15 protein-coding genes are annotated in these 19,329 nt (G+C 47.5%); 4 read left to right on the plus strand and 11 right to left on the minus strand.

Features of this window, described 5'->3' with window-relative positions:
• The first annotated feature begins 118 nt into the window (after positions 1 to 118).
• The 3 genes from GJ688_RS02925 (at position 119) to GJ688_RS02935 (ending at position 6,165) form a co-directional block, all read left to right on the plus strand.
• Positions 119 to 832 (plus strand): response regulator transcription factor, encoded by a 714-nt coding sequence (locus tag GJ688_RS02925; protein ID WP_328597297.1) that lies wholly within the window; start codon positions 119 to 121, stop codon positions 830 to 832.
• Positions 807 to 3,029, plus strand: coding sequence for a sensor histidine kinase (locus tag GJ688_RS02930; RefSeq protein ID WP_155475048.1), 2,223 nt, complete (start codon positions 807 to 809; stop codon positions 3,027 to 3,029). The genes GJ688_RS02925 and GJ688_RS02930 overlap by 26 nt, the downstream gene beginning before the upstream one ends.
• A 961-nt stretch (positions 3,030 to 3,990) precedes the next feature.
• On the plus strand, positions 3,991 to 6,165 hold the full coding sequence (locus GJ688_RS02935; RefSeq protein ID WP_155475049.1) for a YcdB/YcdC domain-containing protein: 2,175 nt from the start codon (positions 3,991 to 3,993) through the stop codon (positions 6,163 to 6,165).
• An 88-nt stretch (positions 6,166 to 6,253) separates the two neighbouring features.
• Here the strand turns inward: GJ688_RS02935 and glgP are convergent, their stop codons facing one another.
• Positions 6,254 to 7,930, minus strand: coding sequence for an alpha-glucan family phosphorylase (gene glgP, locus GJ688_RS02940; RefSeq protein ID WP_155475268.1), 1,677 nt, complete (start codon positions 7,928 to 7,930; stop codon positions 6,254 to 6,256).
• A gap of 273 nt (positions 7,931 to 8,203) precedes the next feature.
• Between glgP and lexA the strand changes: the two genes are divergently transcribed.
• Positions 8,204 to 8,815, plus strand: coding sequence for a transcriptional repressor LexA (gene lexA / locus GJ688_RS02945; protein WP_155475050.1), 612 nt, complete (start codon positions 8,204 to 8,206; stop codon positions 8,813 to 8,815).
• A 215-nt stretch (positions 8,816 to 9,030) separates the two neighbouring features.
• Here lexA and GJ688_RS02950 read toward each other — a convergent pair whose 3' ends face one another.
• From GJ688_RS02950 to GJ688_RS02995, 10 genes are all read right to left on the minus strand, one after another.
• Positions 9,031 to 10,128: a D-alanine--D-alanine ligase gene (locus GJ688_RS02950; RefSeq protein WP_155475051.1), complete on the minus strand. Its 1,098-nt coding sequence runs from the start codon at positions 10,126 to 10,128 to the stop codon at positions 9,031 to 9,033.
• Between the two features lie 51 nt (positions 10,129 to 10,179).
• Complete coding sequence (locus GJ688_RS02955) at positions 10,180 to 10,659, minus strand: DUF456 domain-containing protein (RefSeq protein ID WP_155475052.1); 480 nt, start codon at positions 10,657 to 10,659, stop codon at positions 10,180 to 10,182.
• Positions 10,660 to 10,709: 50 nt separating this feature from the next.
• Positions 10,710 to 12,044, minus strand: a complete 1,335-nt coding sequence (locus tag GJ688_RS02960; protein WP_235910732.1) for a methionine gamma-lyase family protein — start codon at positions 12,042 to 12,044, stop codon at positions 10,710 to 10,712.
• On the minus strand, positions 12,025 to 13,851 hold the full coding sequence (hflX, locus tag GJ688_RS02965) for a GTPase HflX (protein ID WP_155475053.1): 1,827 nt from the start codon (positions 13,849 to 13,851) through the stop codon (positions 12,025 to 12,027). Before hflX ends, GJ688_RS02960 begins: the two co-directional genes overlap by 20 nt.
• A gap of 33 nt (positions 13,852 to 13,884) precedes the next feature.
• The gene (locus GJ688_RS02970) at positions 13,885 to 14,910 is read right to left on the minus strand and encodes an AAA family ATPase (protein WP_407928931.1); all 1,026 of its coding nucleotides are present in this window, start codon (positions 14,908 to 14,910) and stop codon (positions 13,885 to 13,887) included.
• Between the two features lie 90 nt (positions 14,911 to 15,000).
• Positions 15,001 to 15,822, minus strand: a complete 822-nt coding sequence (locus GJ688_RS02975) for a hypothetical protein (RefSeq protein ID WP_155475054.1) — start codon at positions 15,820 to 15,822, stop codon at positions 15,001 to 15,003.
• A 73-nt stretch (positions 15,823 to 15,895) separates the two neighbouring features.
• Positions 15,896 to 17,131, minus strand: a complete 1,236-nt coding sequence (locus GJ688_RS02980; RefSeq protein WP_155475055.1) for an NHL repeat-containing protein — start codon at positions 17,129 to 17,131, stop codon at positions 15,896 to 15,898.
• 139 nt (positions 17,132 to 17,270) lie between these two features.
• Positions 17,271 to 17,507 carry an RNA chaperone Hfq gene (gene hfq, locus GJ688_RS02985; RefSeq protein ID WP_012283609.1) on the minus strand — a complete coding sequence of 79 codons (237 nt, stop codon included), beginning with the start codon at positions 17,505 to 17,507 and terminating at the stop codon, positions 17,271 to 17,273.
• The gene (gene miaA / locus GJ688_RS02990; RefSeq protein WP_328597299.1) at positions 17,504 to 18,538 is read right to left on the minus strand and encodes a tRNA (adenosine(37)-N6)-dimethylallyltransferase MiaA; all 1,035 of its coding nucleotides are present in this window, start codon (positions 18,536 to 18,538) and stop codon (positions 17,504 to 17,506) included. Before miaA ends, hfq begins: the two co-directional genes overlap by 4 nt.
• Positions 18,531 to 19,319: a class I SAM-dependent methyltransferase gene (locus GJ688_RS02995; RefSeq protein ID WP_328597311.1), complete on the minus strand. Its 789-nt coding sequence runs from the start codon at positions 19,317 to 19,319 to the stop codon at positions 18,531 to 18,533. Before GJ688_RS02995 ends, miaA begins: the two co-directional genes overlap by 8 nt.
• Positions 19,320 to 19,329 lie beyond the last annotated feature (10 nt).

Here is a 19,329-nt window from a genome sequence, read left to right on the forward strand (position 1 = left end):
AAATATATGTGATCTTTCTTCATAATCACCTTTTATAATTTATAACAGGGAGAACGGTAGCACAGAGCGTAAATCAGAGAAAACAAGAACAGAAAAGTGACGACGAAATTTTTTTAAGGTGGTGACGGTTATCCAATCCTACAGCGTTTTGGTGGTAGATGATGATCAAGATATTGTGGAAAGTTTGTCCATCTACCTCCGTCACGAGGGCTATGAAGTTTTAAAGGCATACGACGGCTTGCAAGCTCTGGAGATCATCAATACAAAGCCGGTTCATCTGTTGCTCATGGACATTATGATGCCAAAGTTGGATGGCATCAAAGCGACATTGAAAATTCGGGAAGAGAAAAACATTCCGATCATTATCGTGTCGGCTAAATCGGAGGATATGGATAAAATACACGGCCTCACCGTGGGGGCGGACGATTATGTCACTAAACCCTTCAATCCCTTGGAGTTATTGGCAAGAGTCAAGTCTCAATTACGGCGATACACGAGCCTAGGGAATATGGACCAGAGCCACACTGCTTCCAAAATCATCATCAGCGGATTACAAGTGGATCCCGAATGCAAAAGTGTGGCTGTAGACGGAGAATTTGTCAAGCTAACGCCATTGGAATATGGCATATTGGAGCTTTTATGCAAGCATCCCAACCGGGTTTTTTCAGCGGAAGAGATTTACCGCCGGGTGTGGAATGGAGAGGGCTTTGTCAATGACAACACCATCGCCGTCCATGTCCGTAGAATTCGAGAGAAGATCGAAATAAATCCAAAAGAACCGAAATATTTGAAGGTGGTGTGGGGTGTTGGATACCGAATTGAAAAAAATTAAGCGGTCACCCATTGTAACAGTATTTGCTTTTTTGCTAGTGGTGGTCAGTTTTGGCATTGCTGCAACCATTTTCGCGAACCAAATGAAAAACGTGCACAACCTGGAAGTTTTATCGGAGCGGGACTATGTCAAATCAAGCGAATTATCGAGTCACCAGCAGAGTTTTCTTGAAGATCTTAATCATTTGCTTAAGTATGGAAATGAAGAAAATATTAAAGCTGGCAATAGTATCGATAAAACAGATTTCGAAATTCGAAAGCAGCGAATCTTTGACGATTGGTGTGCTGATCTGGATCGCCGGATGGAACTCGCTGATCAACCGAACGACGATAAACCAAGCGCTTCAACGGTGGAAAGCAAGCTGCAGAAATCTCAGGTGATCAAAAATAAATTTGAACAGGAAATGGCCGGAAAACTGGCCGACCTTCGTCAAGAAATGGTTGACAGCGAGTTCCGGGAGTATCGTTCCCTGTTACAGAGAGTGAGCAATCAACCGGGCTTCTATTACTATGCAACCAATGGTGTTGTTACTTATAGCAATACGGAGCAAAGGGACCGAAACTATTTTACCGGATTCCAAGCCTACTATGTAGTGGACAAAAGCGTCTCAAAAATCTACCCGACAAACAAAGACAACACGGGATTTTACGATTCAGCTTTTGATTACGCATCGAATAACACCATTTACTTGGCAGTTAACGATGAGTATTTAGCGCAAAAGCAGGAAGAATGGGATCGACAGTATGAGCATTTGCACTACGGCATGAGGGTCATCGCGGGAGCCGTCTTGTTGATCTGCATTGGTCTCCTTTACCTGATCTGGGGAACAGGAAGAGGGAACGATGGACAAACAATACAGTTTCAACTCATTGACCGGCTGTACACAGATATCGCTCTTTTCGGTATCCTTACTGTGGTGTTCTCATGGGCGATTTTAATGGTCCAACTGATACAAAGCAACTTTTTGGATGCGCCGCTGTTCATCTCGGACTTTCTACGGCCTGATTTCCTGTCCGCTACGCTGTTTAATATGATAAGTTGCAGTCTAGGCTTATGGTTGCTGTTATCTTTGGTTCGGCGCTTGAAAAATAGGAGTTTGCTCAAGGAGAGCTTGACCTATCAGGCGGTCTCAAAAATCTGGACCATGATCAGAACCATTCTAAATTCAGGTCCGCTCTTTATGAAAATAGCCGCAGCCATTGTGCTGCTGGTGGCTTCCGTATTCGTTTTGTCCGCTTTGATGGTTACCGCCGGTTCACGGCTGGCGTTCTTCTTTTTCCTAGTTCTTGGCGCGTTAACGACTTTTGCCGTGTATTACACCATATATGTAGTAAAACCTTTACAAGTGATCATGGACGGGGTGAAAATCATTAAAAAGGGACAACTGGATCATGAGATCGTAATCAACGAAAACAGCCTGTTTGCTGCGTTGGCAAGAGACGTAAATACCTTGGCTGATGGACTGAAGCGTGCCTTGGCCAAAGAGATTAAAGCGGAAAGAATGAAGTCCGAATTGGTAACCAACGTATCCCACGACTTGAAGACCCCTTTAACTTCGATTATTAACTATGCCGATTTACTTTCTAAGGAAAATCTAATTCCAGAGTCGGCTAATGAATATGTGGCTGTCATCAAGAAAAAGAGTGAAAGATTAAAACAGATGACCCAAGATTTGTTCGAAATCTCCCGGGTACAAAGCGGCAACATTACCATGGAAATGGAACGCATCGACATGGCTGTTTTGGTCAATCAGTCCTTGGCCGAGCTGGAAGAACAAATTGAAGGGTCGGAGCTAGAATTCAAAGTGAATGCCCAAGAGGGGCAGGCCCTTGTTATGGCCGACGGAAAACGGCTTTCCCGGGTGCTGGAGAATTTAATTCAGAATGTATTGAAATACGCATTGACCAAGACGAGGGTTTATCTTACCGTATCGGCAGATGAAACCTATGTCTATGTAGAATTTAAAAACATCGCCAACTACGAGATGAATTTCCATGAAGATGAAATTCTGGAGCGCTTCGTTCGGGGAGACCAGGCGAGAACCACCGAGGGAAGCGGGCTCGGGCTTGCCATTGCACAAAGCAATATAGCCGCTTGCGGCGGTGTTTTAAAAGTGACCGTCGACGGAGACCTCTTTAAGGTTATGATCAAAATGAAGAAAGCTTCTTTAGATGGCGATGCTCCCGCGAATCCATGAATCAATGAAACAATTCAGACACACTCAATCAAAGTGGCATATCCGAAACACGTGGAGGCGTTCAATCGATTTGCAGACTGTAGGTTAGGCCTTAGCTGTTCTAAACGACTAAAACAATGTCTTAAAATATAACGTTCATGGCCCATTGGGCCACAGGCTATCATGAAAATGGCTTAAATCAAAGTCAGTGATTAAATCAAAGTCAGTGATCCAGATATAAAATCCGGATCACTGACTTTGTCTTATTATACGGAGAAATAAAGCGGATGGTTATCGTGATTTTATAACTATTTTTGGCTAATTGGAAGCCTGGGTAAAAACCCCGGCGATTTGGCAGTGTATCCCTGCTGTAAGCTCACGTAAGTTTACATAATATCTATTATGCGAAGTAAGAGATTTGAAATTTTGGTATCTAGACCAAACTCACTATATTTAGCTGTTAACTGGCTTTTTTCGTCAGATTCCAATGAGCATATTCGGCGACTGGAACGTTAAGTCATATCTTTACCCATCAAACTATACTTGCTTGGAGCAATTCACTAGAAGAGCGCAAAAGTTAATTTCGCACAAAGCAAAACTCCTTTAATCTTATAACCAGGACAATAGATTTAGCTTTCTGAAATTATTATCACTGATACACGTTCTAGGAACTTTCCGAGTTTTAATTGTACCGTAGATTGCTACCACCATGACCGAACAACTCGATCTTAGTGAATATTCAATGTCTCGGCGTTATGTCAACTAATCAATTCGTTCACACCCTGTTTCTTCAATTTGGCCAAAAACGTCCTTTCATTTAGCTTTTTCCAGGAACATTAATAGGTATATTTGAGAAAATCCTCTTACGAACAATCTGAACTGCAACAAACATGATCCGAAAATAAATAGATGGAAACTTAATGGCCGACTTGATCGTCTATATGGCAGGAAATTAGATTACTTAAAAGGAGTGTATTATTCCATGAACCGCCGTAGCCAACGCATTCTCTCACTCTGTGTATCCGGATGCCTCCTCACCGCTTCGCTCCCCTCTTACGCTTTTGCCGAAGAAACTGCTTTGATTTCCCAACAAACAAAAGTATCTCTAGAACAGGCCATTCGTATCGTAAAAGACAACTTTCAAGTTCCTCAGGAATTGGATGATTTCCGATCTGGATTTAACGAATTCAATGGTCGAAAAGTTTGGAACCTCAGTTGGAATGCAACAAAACCTCCCCATGGTTCTTTTTCCGCTGAAGTTGACGGCACTACTGGTGAACTCTTAAGTATGAATCATTGGGATTGGCAGTCGGAACCGTCCAATACAGCGCTAAACATACCCGATGTGACGATGGAAGCGGCCAAAGAAACGGCAAGTCAATTGGTGCAAAAGCTAAACTCGGAAAAATGGCAAAAGTTACAGCTGGTACTTGATACTAATCGATCTCCCTTTGTTTCGAAAGAGGGAAACCGCCAGTATAATTTTTACTGGCAACGGGTAGAGAACCAAATTCCATTCCCAGGTAACGGAATTTCAGTCGCTGTAGACTCCAAAACCGGGAAAGTTGTCAACTACCAGGTTAACTGGACCTCTGCCGCCTTACCTGATGCAAAGGGTGTCATTTCACCTGAAAAGGCGAAAGAAAGTTTTATCAATGCAAACATGTTGGAGTTGCAATACTATTTTCCCCGTAGAGATAAGGCAGAGAGCAAACCTTTTCTTGTATACCGACTCACCAATCCCTCCGAAGGTGCAATTGATGCATTTACCGGTCAGCCGCTAATGCCTAAAGAACGATGGATTCAAAAGGGTTATGGCAGTTTCGCCGCTGGTATGGGGATGAGTGTAAGTGCAGTGCCGGCAAAAGGAATGGACCAGGCAACAGAACTGCGACCGGAAGAATTAAAAGAAATCGGTCAAGCTGATAAATTCATCAGTCGTGATCAAGCGATTGAATCGATTAAAAAATGGCTTCAAATTCCTAAAGATATCACTCTTAGAAACGCAAGCCTTTCCCGGGAGTGGGATAATCAGTACGTCTGGAACATGTTCTGGGACGGAGCGGAAGGAAAAAACTTATCCTGCCGGGTCAATGCTTTGACCGGTGAGCTAATAGGATACTATCATTGGGACAAGTCCATGGATGATTCCAAAAGCGGAGAGTTGAACCGAGAGAGTGCTCGACAACTGGCGGAATCCTTCTTGAAGAAGATTCAACCGAAACGCTTTCAAGAGGTACAACTGGACAGTCAGCAGGTCCTACCAGAGCCCCGACCACTCATTCAAAATCCAATAGGTCAGACTTTTTCCTATGTACGAAAGGTCAACGGGATTCCCTTCCCTGATAACCGGATTAATGTAACCGTCAACACACTTTCTAAAGAAGTAACGGAGTATAATCTTGATTGGACAGAAAAAGAATTTCCCTCTTCCAGTCAGGTCATGTCCACGGCAAGTATCAACGAGACATTATTTAACAAACGCCCCCTTACCTTAACCTACGCCCAAGCCGATGACTCCAAAGGGAATCAGACGGTAAAACTCATCTATCAACCGCTATCCTCTTCTCCCATGGCTAATTACCCGGTGTTGCTTGAAGCACGGACAGGGCAGAGCCTCGATTGGGAAGGCAATATCGTCGATGAGAATAAGTACGATTTCAAATTCAACGATATTTCAGGAATTCCATTGGAATCGGAGATTCATAAACTCGGTCAGATCAACCTCTTCCGTGAATACGGTTCAGCTTTCCATCCCGATGAATCCGTTTCTATGATTTCCTTGCTCCGGGGCATGGTGATGATCAAATCCCCCCTCTCAGACAATAAGACCATCACTGACCAAGAAGTCCTCGCCTCCGCTAAAGCCTTTGGCTGGATTCAAGGTGAGGTTCAGCCGGGCGACGCCGTCACTCGAGAACAACTGGCCAAATTGATGGTGCGCATGCTGAAGCTGGAGCCAGCAGCAAAAGTCAAAAACATTTACCAACTTCCTTTTGAAGATACGTCATCTCTATCGGACGGTTCTATCGGTTATGTAGCTCTTGCATGGGGGTTAGGCATAATCAAGTCTGATGCGAATGCCTTGGTACCACAGCAAGCGGTGACCCGTGCTGAGGCTGCTTATGCCCTATTACAATCAATGAAAGTGAAGTAAAAGGGCAGCCTTGATCAAAAGCGTAAAAACCGGAGGTTCTCCATGGAAAGAGATCCTCCGGTTTTTTCTGTACTTGAAGCGCTCAATTCTATTGATTGTACGGCGACGGGAAAGGAGATTCTGTTCGATCCATTTCGGGGTGGTGCATGGGCATGGATGTCAAATCCATCTCTTGAGCATCGCGAGTTAGCTCATACATGAGATCAAAATACTCACGGATCATCCGGTGAGACGAGAACTGCCAGCGGGCCATATCGATGCTGGCACGCATCATCTGAATCCAATAATTTCGATTATTATAATAAGTCGGAATGACCTCGTTCAATAGAACGCGATATAGTTCCCGAAGATCTCGTTCGTCCTGTTCCCACTCCTGCAAATGTGCTTCGATATCGGGATTGATCAACCAGCCGCTTACCTGGTGCTGTAAACCTTCACCCACCCATCCATCTACGGTGCTTAAGTTCAACACACCGTTCATGGCGGCTTTCATCCCTGAAGTGCCGCTGGCTTCTAATGGCCTTCTCGGATTGTTCAGCCACACGTCACATCCCCGCACCATGTAGCGGGCGACTTCCATGTTATAGTTCTCTAGGAATACGACACTGTTTCCGTACTTCTCGGACATTCTCACCAGTTGCTGAATAATGTCTTTGCCGATTCCATCGTTTGGATGAGCCTTGCCTGAAAAGACTAACTGCAATTTCCTCTCCTGTAACAAAGGTTCAATCACTTCAGCTGTACGGAAGATTAAATCACTTCGTTTATAAGGTGCCGCCCTGCGAGCAAAACCGACGATGAGATTATCCGGATTTAGCCGGACATTTCTATGACGCTCAATGTAATCGACAAGTCTGTATTTATTATTCAGATGAGCTTCCCAAAGATCTCCTTTGTGTTCAAATGCGTCGGAGATAGAGTGATCTTGCCAAGTTCGGTTATGGACGCCGTTCGTGACGGATATAATACATGCCGCGTTATGGACGTCACTCCACATTTTACAGGCTGTTTGACCATGCAGTTTTGACACGCCATTGGCTATATGAGACAAACGAAGGGCTGCCACCGTCATGTTGAAAGGATCGCCGCCAATGTCCTTAACCTGCTCGTACGTAAGACCGTTATAAGCTTCCATTAGACGAAGCAAATCGTGCCCATGTACCTCATTACCAGCTTCCACTGGTGTATGGGTCGTAAAGATAAGTTCTTTGCGAACATCTTCCCAAGCCTGATGAAAGGTCATGCCATAATGGGTCATCTTTTCGCGAATCAGTTCGAACCCGCAAAAAGTTGCATGGCCTTCATTGAGATGATATAGATCTACTTCGATCCCAAGGGCACGTAAAGCTCGGATCCCACCGATACCTAAAATAATCTCAGCAGCTACCCGATCTTGACCGCTGCCGCCGTAAAGTCGATTGGTCATCCAACCGTGTTCACTACCGGGAAAGTTGGTGTCGAGGAGATAAAGAGGTACGTTCCCATAACTATCCACTTTATGGACTTTGCAAACGACGTCGGCTCCCCGGACTCGAACCTGAACGGTGACCCCCGTATCTTTCACCGAATCGAACCGAATGTTTGGGTAGGTGTCATAAGGTCTTCCCTGTTCTCCGATAAATTGATGAGTATAGTCCTGGTTCCAGAGGATTCCAATAGCGACCATCGGTAAACCTGAATCATGGGCCGCTTTCAGATAATCTCCAGCCAATACGCCGAGGCCGCCAGCGTAAATAGGCAATTCTTCATGGAGCCCATATTCCATACAAAAATAAGCGACGCGAGGCAGCTTGCCATCTGTGGTAGGATATTTCAAATTTTTTCTGGCGGCATAACCACCAGAATTCACCTCCTGGCACAGGTTCGTTTCCTTTTTATCATGCACAAGTCGTCCAAATTCATTCAAAAACCGTGTTCCCAAAATAATCGAAGAACAATCGAAAATCTTTTTAGATACGTTAGTTTATCGATCAACCTGAGAAAATATTATGTTATAATGTGTTGGAAAATGCCGAACCATCGGGAGGAATCCGACTTAATGAACGATCTAAGTGAACGCCAGAAACGAATATTAGAATTCATACGATCAGAAATACGTCGGTGTGGATATCCTCCCTCTGTCCGGGAGATCGGTGACGCAGTAGGTTTGATGTCCAGTTCTACGGTACACGGGCATTTAAATCGTCTGGAAAAGGCGGGACTGATTCGTCGAGATCCTTCTAAACCAAGAGCAATGGAATTGCTGGTACCGGACGACAGCGATCATCCTTCCGATGGCTTGATCGATATTCCCATCCTGGGACGTATCAGTGCTGGGCGACCCATCTTGGCTACGGAAAATCTAGAAGGTACCTTCCCACTGCCGAAAAATTTTGTCCGTTCTGATAAAGTCTTTATGCTTAGCGTTCGCGGTGAAAGCATGATTGAAGCCGGTATTTTTGACGGTGACCTGGTTGTCGTTCGAATGCAAAATACGGCTGAAAATGGCGATATCGTTGTAGCTCTACTGGGCGACGAAGCTACGGTTAAACGTTTTTACAGGGAAACAGATTATTTTAGGCTGCAGCCCGAGAATCCTCACATGGAACCTATTTTGATTAAAGAAGTGCGTGTCCTCGGCAAAGTTATTGCCGTACTCCGGCGTTTGTAACTCGTCGATTCCTATAAATTGAGGATAAACTTAATAAAACCATAAGAAACCAACATAACTAAACCCTAAACGTTAACCCAAAAAAGTTAAGAGCCTGTTCGAAACGTGTTATCACGCACATTCCGAACAGGCTCTTTTATGTTGAATGATAGTAAAAAAGAATCCTCTGGATTAAATTCTTTTTCGATTTGATAAGTCTATAGATGGATGTGCGCTTATCCCTTTGGCAGCCGCTCTGTGGCATTGCGCTGCTTCTCGGCATGCCGGGCTACACCGAGATCGATAATCCGGCTGAGCAGTTCCGAATAGGATATACCTGTTACTGCCCAAAGCTTTGGATACATACTAATAGAGGTAAAACCAGGTAGTGTATTGATTTCATTTAGATAAATCTCACCGGTCTGTTTATCAAATAAAAAATCGACACGAGATAAGCCAGAACCATCAATCGCTTTAAACGCCTGCACCGCCATTTTCCGAAGACGATCTGTGTTCGCTTCGTCCAATTCAGCGGGGATGACCAAGCGAGAATTGTCATCGATATATTTGGCGTCATAATCATAAAAGTCGTTGCAGGGAACGATCTCACCAGGAACAGACGCTGTCACCTCGTCATTGCCAAGAACACTGACTTCGATCTCTCGGGGATCGATCCCCTTTTCTACGACTAGTTTACGATCGTATCGGCAAGCTTCCGTAAAGGCATCGATTAGTTCCTCCCGATCGGAAGCTTTCGAAATACCTACGCTGGAACCCATATTGGCCGGTTTGACAAACACCGGGTAACCTAACTTCGTTTCTACCTCTTCTATCACTGGTTCCCGGTTTGTTTCCCACTGGCTGCGCAGAACTACACTATAGGGGACTTGAGGCAGATCCGCTTGGGCGAACAGGGCCTTCATGACCGCTTTATCCATACCACAAGCCGATGCCAACACGCCGCATCCTACATAGGGAACATTGGCTGTTTCGAATAGCCCTTGGATCGTTCCGTCTTCACCATTAGGTCCGTGCAGCACGGGAAAAAAGACGTCAATGGGTACGGGGCGAAGGCCCGCATGGGTAATCAGAAAAATACCCGGTTGAGCCGGATCGGCAAGAAAACAAACCCGCTCGCCATAAGGCGATCTTCCAGACTGTAGATGCTCAATCACGTCAGGACCCATCCACCAGCTTCCCGATCGATCGATACCAATGACCTGCACATCAAAACGAGAACTATCCAAAGCCGCAGCGATTGACTTCGCTGAGACGAGAGAAACCTCGTGCTCCCCGGAACGTCCTCCACAAATAACGGCGATTCTCTGTTTCATTCGTCGGGTCCCCCCTTATCCGATTTCAAAAACCACTGCTTAATTGTATATTCACCATACCCGCCAAATGAACGCAATGACCATAGAAAGGGCAAAAACAAACCGAACTGCTGACGCTCCAGCTAACCCCAACATGGTTCCAACGCCTGCTTCCAAGGCGGAGTCTAATGATCGACCATTCCATAGTTCACCAGCCACAGCGCCAATAAAGGGGCCGGCAATCAATCCGATTGGCCCGAGTACTATCAGTCCGAGAACGCCGCCGGCCGCCGCACCCCAGGTGCCTGAAGAAGAAGCACCAAAACGCCGGGCACCCCAAGCCGTACCTAAGTAATCCAGTACCGTCGCCAAAATCACCACGACAAGGTTGATGCCCAAAAAGAGAGGCGTCATCAAATGAAATCCTTCCGCAAAACCATAGCCGATCATGGCGATAAAGATCAAAGGGATACCTGGAATTACCGGTAAAAACGTTCCTAAGACACCGATGAACATGACGACAATGGCACCGATTAACCAGTAATCGTACATTTTCGTCTTCTCCCCTACTACGTTGTTCAGGATTTAACCGTCAGGGTACATCAGGGTAACAAGTTGCGTTCAAACAAGGTCTGAGCTGCTGACAAAGCGCCAATGCGGACAAATGTTTGAGACAAACCTCCTTGAAAATAGACAGCGAAGGGCGAACGGATCGGCGCATCGACACTTAATTCACTGGTGGATCCTTGAATAAAGGTCCCACCGGCCATGATGACCGGGTCGGCATAACCGGGCATCGGTGCCGGTTGGGGAACGACATGACCGTCGACAGGGCAAGCTTTTTGTAGGCCTTGACAAAAAGCGACGACGCGTTCGGCGTTATCGAGTGTGATGGCTTGTATGATATCGCTGCGCGGACTATCAAAAGAAGGCGTTACTTCAAAGCCAAGTAGCTCGAAGAGCCTGGCGGCGAAAACAGCGCCAGAGAGGGCCTCGAAGACGACCTGTGGGGCTAAGAATAACCCTTGGAAATAGAGCCTTCGGCCCCCGGGGCTGCTTCCTACGTGTGCGCCAATGCCAGGTGCCGTTAAGCGCGTAGCTGCCAGTTGTACTAAATCGTCCCGACCGGCGATATAACCGCCCGTCGGAGCGAGTCCGCCGCCTAAGTTCTTGATCAACGAACCAGCCATCAGATCGGCACCAAGGGCTGTCGGTTCCTCATCTTCCACCAGTTCACCGTAACAGTTGTCGACAAAGCAAACCACATCGGGACGAAGCTTATGTATCGCTTGACAGACTTGTCCGAGCGCCTGAGCTGAAAGGGAGGGGCGGAGACTGTAACCACGGGAACGTTGGAACGATACCAGCCTCGTATTGGGTCGCAAATTTTCTAAGATGGCTTCAGGATTTAGTTCACCTGATTCTGTCAATTCAACTTGACGATAAGCGACACCAAACTCACGTAAACTGCCAGCCGACGGTCTATCGCCTAGTCCGATCACTTCCCATAGGGTGTCATAGGGTGTTCCAGTGGCCGAGAGCATCTCATCACCGGGACGTAAAATCCCAAAGAGGGCTGTAGCAATCGCATGAGTACCCGATACGAACTGTTCCCGAAGGAGTGCGCTTTCCGCAAAGAGAATTCGCCCTGCGATGGCATCGAGAGTCTCTCGAGCTGAGTCACCGTAGCCATACCCTGTCGTAATTCCTAGATGATAATCGGAAACCCTTTCTTCATGAAAGGCCTCCAGAATGCGCATTTGATGGCGATCGCGCCGGTTGGACAGTTGTCGGATGATCGGAGCGGCATCGGAGATCGCCTGGTATGCCAACCGGGCGATCCCTGGTGCTAGACGGCCTTTTTGCTGTAAGTATTCGATTAATCCATCCTGATCTATGGTCATTCCATCGCTCATCTTATTCCCTATTTCCTCCATCAGTGAATGTCCATCCTTCTTTCTGCCAAACCCCAGCCAGCGCCTGTGGTATCTCAGCACCAATCAAAATCCCATCGGTCTGATATTTTACGCAATGCACTTTTCCAAGACGGTGGGCTTGATCTATCATTTTTCCCTGTTCATAGGGGATTAATGCATCTACAGTGACGAGTTGTCTGGGGAGAAGTGAGGTCACCATCGTCAGAAGCTTTTCCAGACCCTCTCCTGTGTGGGCTGAAACGGCAACCCAAGGCCCCTTCGGAACCAGCAAGGGATCGATGGTGTCACTTTGCAATTTATCGATTTTATTTAAGACTGTTATGACGGGTTTATCCTCAGCGCCGATTTCGGCGAGCACTTTTTCGACCGTATTCATCTGTTCTACGCCATCGGAATGCGCTGCATCGACCACATGCAGGAGCAAGTCAGCGGCGACGATTTCTTCTAAGGTGGCCCGGAAAGCCCGTACTAGCCCATGGGGAAGTTTTCGGATAAAGCCGACCGTGTCAGAGAGTAAAAAATCAAATTGTCCAGGCATCCGGATCCGCCGCGTCGTCGGATCTAGGGTCGCAAAAAGCTTGTCCTCACCACCAGGGCTGGGGCCGCCTTGAGGACCGTACATATCGACGAGACGGCTGCTCAACGTGGATTTACCGGCATTCGTATATCCCACCATCGACAAGAGTGGCATATCAAAGCGCTGCCGCGACTGGCGGAGGCGCTCCCGGTGTTTGCGTACTTGGGAAAGTTCCGCTTCGATTTCCGAAATGCGCCGTCGTAAGTGGCGGCGATCAGTTTCCAGCTTTGTTTCCCCGGGCCCACGAGTGCCGATGCCTCCACCGAGGCGGGACAAGGCAATTCCTTGGCCCATGAGCCGTGGCAGCAGGTATTGCAATTGGGCGAGTTCCACCTGTAGCTGGCCTTCGCGAGTCCGGGCGCGACTCGCAAAGATATCTAAAATTAAGGCAGTTCGGTCAACCACAGGGGCCCCGGTGAGATTTTCTAAACGGCGCTGTTGCGCCGGCGAGACCTCATCATCGACGATCAGCAGATCGGCATGGGTGACTTGAACGGCTAAGGATAATTCTCGAACTTTCCCAGAACCGAGATAGGTGGCCGGATCGGGCTTGTCCAACCGTTGGGTTATGGCGCCGACGACGAGGGCGCCCGCTGTTTCTGCCAACTGAGCTAGTTCAGCTAAAGGCTCTTCTTCGCCGGAGACAGTCAAACCGATGAGAAAAGCTTTTTCAGGCTCTTCCTTGTTTGTCCATGCGGGCGATGCGGTGCGACTTTTTTCAAAAAAATCAACGGGCTCTTTCCAAGCAAAGGAGCAGAGCCGTTCATAGTTCATCGGGCCGGCCACTTCAACAGTAGGCTCGCCCAAATCATTAGGAGCTAGATAAGCAAGAGAACCTCGGTGAGGTTCTGCGGCGGCAATCACAGCCATGCAATCCAGACGAAGTTGGCGAAGAGCAGACAAATCGACAGAACTCAACTGGTCGCTGTTTCCCGGATGGGTGTGAATACACCGAGCGCCAGCTAAGCGATGGCTGCCCCGTCTGAGGTCGTGATCGCTTAACCCAACTGTCGATGCATCGCCGACAGCTACATCGATGAGACGGCCCCTCCGGTCGACAAAGAGGGCCACCTCCCGGCCCGTTTCGGACGTAAACGAAACAAGCTCCTTCCCGATTTCCGGGTCAAGGAGCAAAGTAGCATCCATCTGCACTTGTAACAGGGCTTCCAGTCGCTCCAAACGACTGCGCGAAACCCCTTCCACATTTCCACGAATTTTATTATTACTCATACCTATAATGTTACCATAAGGCCCGGAATTTGCCTAGGCGCGAACATCAACGACTTGTTGGCAACCTTCCATGACGTCTTGCGCTTCGAGAATCATCAAGGCATCACGAGAGATTTTCTGCTTTTCGTGTACATTGATGATGCGGACAGCTTGCCGGCGGATAGCTTTCTCAACAATGTTTCGTACCATGCGGGCATTGCCCCGGTGCTGGTGGCCCACCTTCTCCTGGTCCAGCAAAAAGTTACGCAAGGCCAGCTTTGCCTCACTCGATAGGATGTACTGGCGACTCGAAATCATCACTTCGGCAATGGCCAAAAGCTCAGCTGTTGTGTAATCAGGAAATTCCAGTTGGATGGGAAAACGAGAGCGAATACCGGGATTGCTGCGGAGGAAATAATCCATTTCATCTTTATATCCGGAAAGGATCAGAATCAAATTGTCCCTGTGATCCTCCATCGCTTTGATTAAACTGTCCACAGCCTCTTTGCCGAAGTCTTTTTCCCCGCCTCGGGCCAGCGAATAAGCCTCATCTATAAAAAGCACTCCGCCTAAAGCCTTTTTGACTTGCTCCCGAGCTTTGATCGCCGTATGTCCAATATATTCCCCCACGAGGTCAGCTCGCTCCACTTCGACGAGGTGGCCCTTGGGGAGAATATTTAATTCCTTAAACAGTTTTCCGACGATACGAGCTACTGTTGTTTTTCCAGTTCCCGGATTTCCTTTGTAAATCATGTGGAGAGCCATGGGATCATTGACAAGGGTTTCTTTTTCTCTCAGGTTACGAACATCTACATAAGCGCGTATTTCATAAATTAGATCTTTGACTCGTTGCAGTCCGATCATATCGTTTAATTCTTCTAGAATGGCGTCCAGTCGATTGTTCTGGCGAGACTTTTCTTTCACCTTACCGATGGCGCCGTTTTTATCGATGATCAGATCATCTTGTCTATTGGAAGAGCCTCCTCGAATCAATGGATTCGGGAGGGCCGACGTCAGCCAAGAGGGTTTCGGAATATGTAACGGGTTGGACTCAGAGTTTATGTTCACGCGGATCTTCAAAGAATTCACCTCCCGGACTTCCCGATATAATTATTACGCAAGCACGGGAAATAGAATAAGGAAAAAGCCAAGCAAATGACTGCTTGGCTTCTACAAGGTATGTGTCGATTCCCGATTGAGGGGAAATAAACCTTGACCGGTCTGGGGCAACTGAGTCGGTGGCGCCGAGTAAAGGGTATGCACCTGGGAACCGTTGTGAAATAAGACATGGCGGGCTTTTAATCTCTTTTCCGTCAAAGCCGCCACCAGTCGGTTCACTTCGCTGATCTCTTCTTCCAGAGGCAACCGCCGGTCTTCTTCGGTCCGAAACCAAACAGCTACAGAATGTCCTCCCTCAAGGGCAACCCAGGAAGTTAGCTGAAAGGGTTCTTGCGGATCAAAATGGAGACTGTGAGAGCGCCGGACACCTAATGAAACAACTTCACCATCGCTGTTCATGACGGCCAACGATAAGCGCCCTCTTCCGAGACGGCTGTTCAGCGAGCACAATTCCGGGATGGATCCACCCATCCACACCTGTTCATCAAGATATTCGTCAAATTCAAAATCCCACTTGAACAAGACCTTGTGAACTAATACTTCTCGCTGTAACGAAACGAGTCGTGCTGTTGCAATCAGGAGCATCGCTCCAAATGCCATAACGCCTGCAGCCGTCATCCTCCCCGTAAAGGTCAAAGGTATTTCAGCCAATCCTGTCGCTTCCCCGACAAGAAGGTCTGAGCCTAAATAAAAGATGGGGAAGCAGCCGACGGCGAGGCTGACGGCGCCGTAACGAAGCCACCAAGCATTTTGGCGAGTAAACCCTTGTTGCAACATGGAGGCTGACAGTTGGTCGCTGTAATTCCATAACCCAGAAAAGAGGGCAAACCATGCGACCATTTCCAATTGGCTTTGCCAGGGAAATAAACTCATCCTCTACCATCTCCCAATTCGAAGAGATGCCCCTTTATTCAGGATATTTCGACATAACTTTTAAATTCCCTGGTCAGACCGCCGAAAATATTTTAATTTTTCCACTCAAATCGCCCACATAGAGTTTCCCTTCTTCACTTAAAGCGACCGATGCACATCCACCGTCGACGGTAAAGCCAAAAACGAACTCGCCAGAACTTTTCCATATTTCCACTCGATCGCCAGCGCCTACAAAGACGTAACCTTTTGGATCGACAGCTAAGCTCTTAATGGCCGCTTTTTCACCGGCTTTGCTGGGGCCGATTTTGTTTTCGATCAAACCTTCCTTATTGATGATATATAATAGCCCGTCGACGTTAGCCATGAGCAAACGTCCCTGTGCCATTGGAACGGCAGCCGTGGGAGAAAAGCGGGTTTTCGGGAAGGTGATTTTCCCTTTAACAGTTCCCCAAGAATCCAATATGTCGCAACCTTGTTCATTCCAAGTTAAGTTTACATAATAATTATCGGCACTGATCGTCAAAGGAAGCTTTGTACGCGCTGGCGGCAGAGGCCGTTCTTCATCAGGCTGTTGGGCACTGCTCCACCAGATGGCCGATTCAACGCCTTTGGTAAAAGTGACGGCTCTCCCGTCAGAAGCTCGCACCAGTCCATCCCAGCTTCGTTGTACTCGCTGTTTCCCAGACACCCCCCAAGGTTCCGGTTGTTTTGTCCAAAGAACCTTACCCTCTTTGTCCAACGCCGAGAGCGTACCTTCTTCGGGGATGTTGACCAAGAACTCTCCACTCTGTAGCGGTAGGACACGTACAGAACGTTGTTTGATCCCTTTCTTCTCAACTTCTTGAGGAACGACCCAAGCACCTTCGAATAATACACCCTTTTCCCAAGAGCCTGCTTCAGCAACGGGCGGGGTCGTGACGACAGTACTCTCTTGTTGATGCTCTTCCACCGGTTTCGACGGAAAGGAGCTATCCTCTATCGGCTCACCGACGACGCCAGTTGTTACTTCTCGATCAAATATATGAGAGATGGGCCCCAGGTAAGACGGGGTTTTCAATATTCCCGTATACCACGCACCAGCCAATGCCCCGACGAGCAACAGGGATAGCGCTGTGGCGCTAAAGATGACCTGTTTGCGAGAACGATTTTTTCTTCGTTTATATTTGTACGGAGGCAACGAAGGCGCGATCGTTCCATCAGCCTCTTGCTGAAAACCAGTTGCCAAAATTTTCCCTCTTCTTTTGCTTCTAGATTCATCCTCTTTCAGCGGGGTCTGTTCGGAAAAGGGCAGGTTAGATTCGTGTTCCATAAAAAATCCACCTCGTAGGAATATTATGGAAGATGTATTCGCTGCATAATTTACATATCCTGCCATTATACGTGAGTTTCTCTAAAAAAATTGACAAAAAAAAAGCACCTACAATCAGGTGCTTTTTCTCTCTGCGTGATTACGCTTTATTAGCGTCCATGGACAAAGATACCGGTCGAAGGGGCATAATCGTGGAAATGGCATGTTTGTATACCATCTGTTGTTTGCCTTCAACATCAAGGAACACTGTAAAGCTATCAAATCCTTTGACCATACCTTTGATTTGAAAACCGTTGACCAAAAAGATGGTAACAGGAAGATTTTCTTTGCGGACCTGATTCAGGAAAGCATCCTGAAGGTTCAGCTGTTTCGTCATTGAAGCGACCCTCCAAAATTTATGTTCTCTATGTGCCCTCCAAGAGCCTTCCTGATGCTATCGTAGATGTTTTCAAGCAAAAAATCCCGCTCCATCACATCTACTGCAAACCAGTTCAACCGGGGATCACGTCGAAACCAGGTATATTGTCGCTTGGCAAAGTGTCGTGTATCCCTTTGGATCAGATAGAGGGCGTGGGAAAGGTTATATTCACCCCGGAGATAATTGACGATTTCCTTGTACCCCAAGCCTTGCATGGAAGGAAGTGCCGGATCATATCCCCGTTCCAACAACCCTTTCACCTCTTCTACTAGTCCCAATTCTATCATGATTTGGGCACGTTGGTCAATGCGACGATACAGTTCCTGGCGGTCCATCGTCAAGGCGATCGGGGCCAGACGGTATTTGGGCTTTTGTACGGAAGCAGCGTAATGAAATTCGCCTTGCCGTTTGCCTGTTAGGTGATAGACTTCCATCGCCCGGATGATTCGTTTGCGGTCATTGAAATGTATCCGCTTTGCAGCATCAGGATCGATCTCCGCCAAGAGTCGATGAAAAGCTTCAGGACCTAACTCAGCGGCCTTTGTCTCCAATCGTGCCCTCAGTTCCAGATCTTTTGCCTCTTCGCTAAATTTGTAATGGTCAGTGATGGAACGGACATAGAGTCCTGTTCCGCCGACCATGATGGGCAGACGTCCTCGGGCAACGATTTGTGGGATGAGGTCAGTGACACGCCGCTGAAAGTCAGCCACGCTGAAAGGTTCATCAGGATCGATGATGTCGATCATGTGATGGGGAATACCTCCCCGTTGCTCAGGCGGTATTTTGGCCGAACCAATGTCCATTCCTCGGTACACTTGCATGGAATCACCGGAGATGATTTCCCCGTTAAAGTGCTGCGCGATGGCGATGCCGATATCTGATTTACCGACGGCGGTTGGACCGACGACGAGCACCAACGGAAGCAGCGCTTCCGATAGGGCAGCTTCCGAAAGAACATTTTCTGGTAGGTGACTGGGGGGCTTATCCACGGTCCTCACCTCCTACATACCAAATTCCGTAGCCTACAGAGGCATATTTCCCCGCTAAGACTTGGTCTGGTTGTAGTCGATACCATTCGTCGCTGTTGCTGCGTTCTTTCATAACCACCCGGCGGCGAGCGACACGACAAGCTTCCTCAATCACCGCAGGCTCCAAGGGTTTTAAATCGGCGAGACTGCGAATTCCGGCAATGCCGTCAGAGTTTTTTTGGGGGTTACGGAACATGGGATCGAAATAGACGCTGTCAAAGCTGTTGTCAGGAAATTCTCGAAGTATGTGACGATGATCTCCCTGGACTACTTCAATTCGTCCCATTGCTGCTATCACATCTGGTTCTAGTTTTTCTTTTGTCGAACGGAGACCTTCCCTTACGATCAAAGCGATCAACGAACTATGCTCTATGCCAGTTACTTTACCCGTCGTTCCGGCAGCGCAGGCGGCAACAATCGCGTCAGATCCTAAGCCGATCGTACAATCCAAAATGTAATCGCCTGAGCGAATATCTAGCGCTTCCACAAGCGGAACTGCTTGCCTTCTTTTTAAGGCACGAACTCGATGCACCGCCATATTTGGGTGAAAGAAAAATTCTTCATCGCCCATTCTAAGGACAAGGCGATTTTTTTTGACAATCAGAAATTGGTCTCGATCGTACTCACGGCGTAAGGTATCTAAAGATTTTTGTTCTCGCAGTGCGAAAGGGGCTTCTAGCTGGGCAGCAATTGCTTTTGCTCGTTCTATCAGTTCGCCGCTCGCTTCTAGCGCAGTCGTCACGATTACCAAA

The organism is Heliobacterium mobile (genome assembly GCF_009720735.1).
In the GTDB taxonomy this organism is placed as follows: domain Bacteria; phylum Bacillota; class Desulfitobacteriia; order Heliobacteriales; family Heliobacteriaceae; genus Heliobacterium; species Heliobacterium mobile.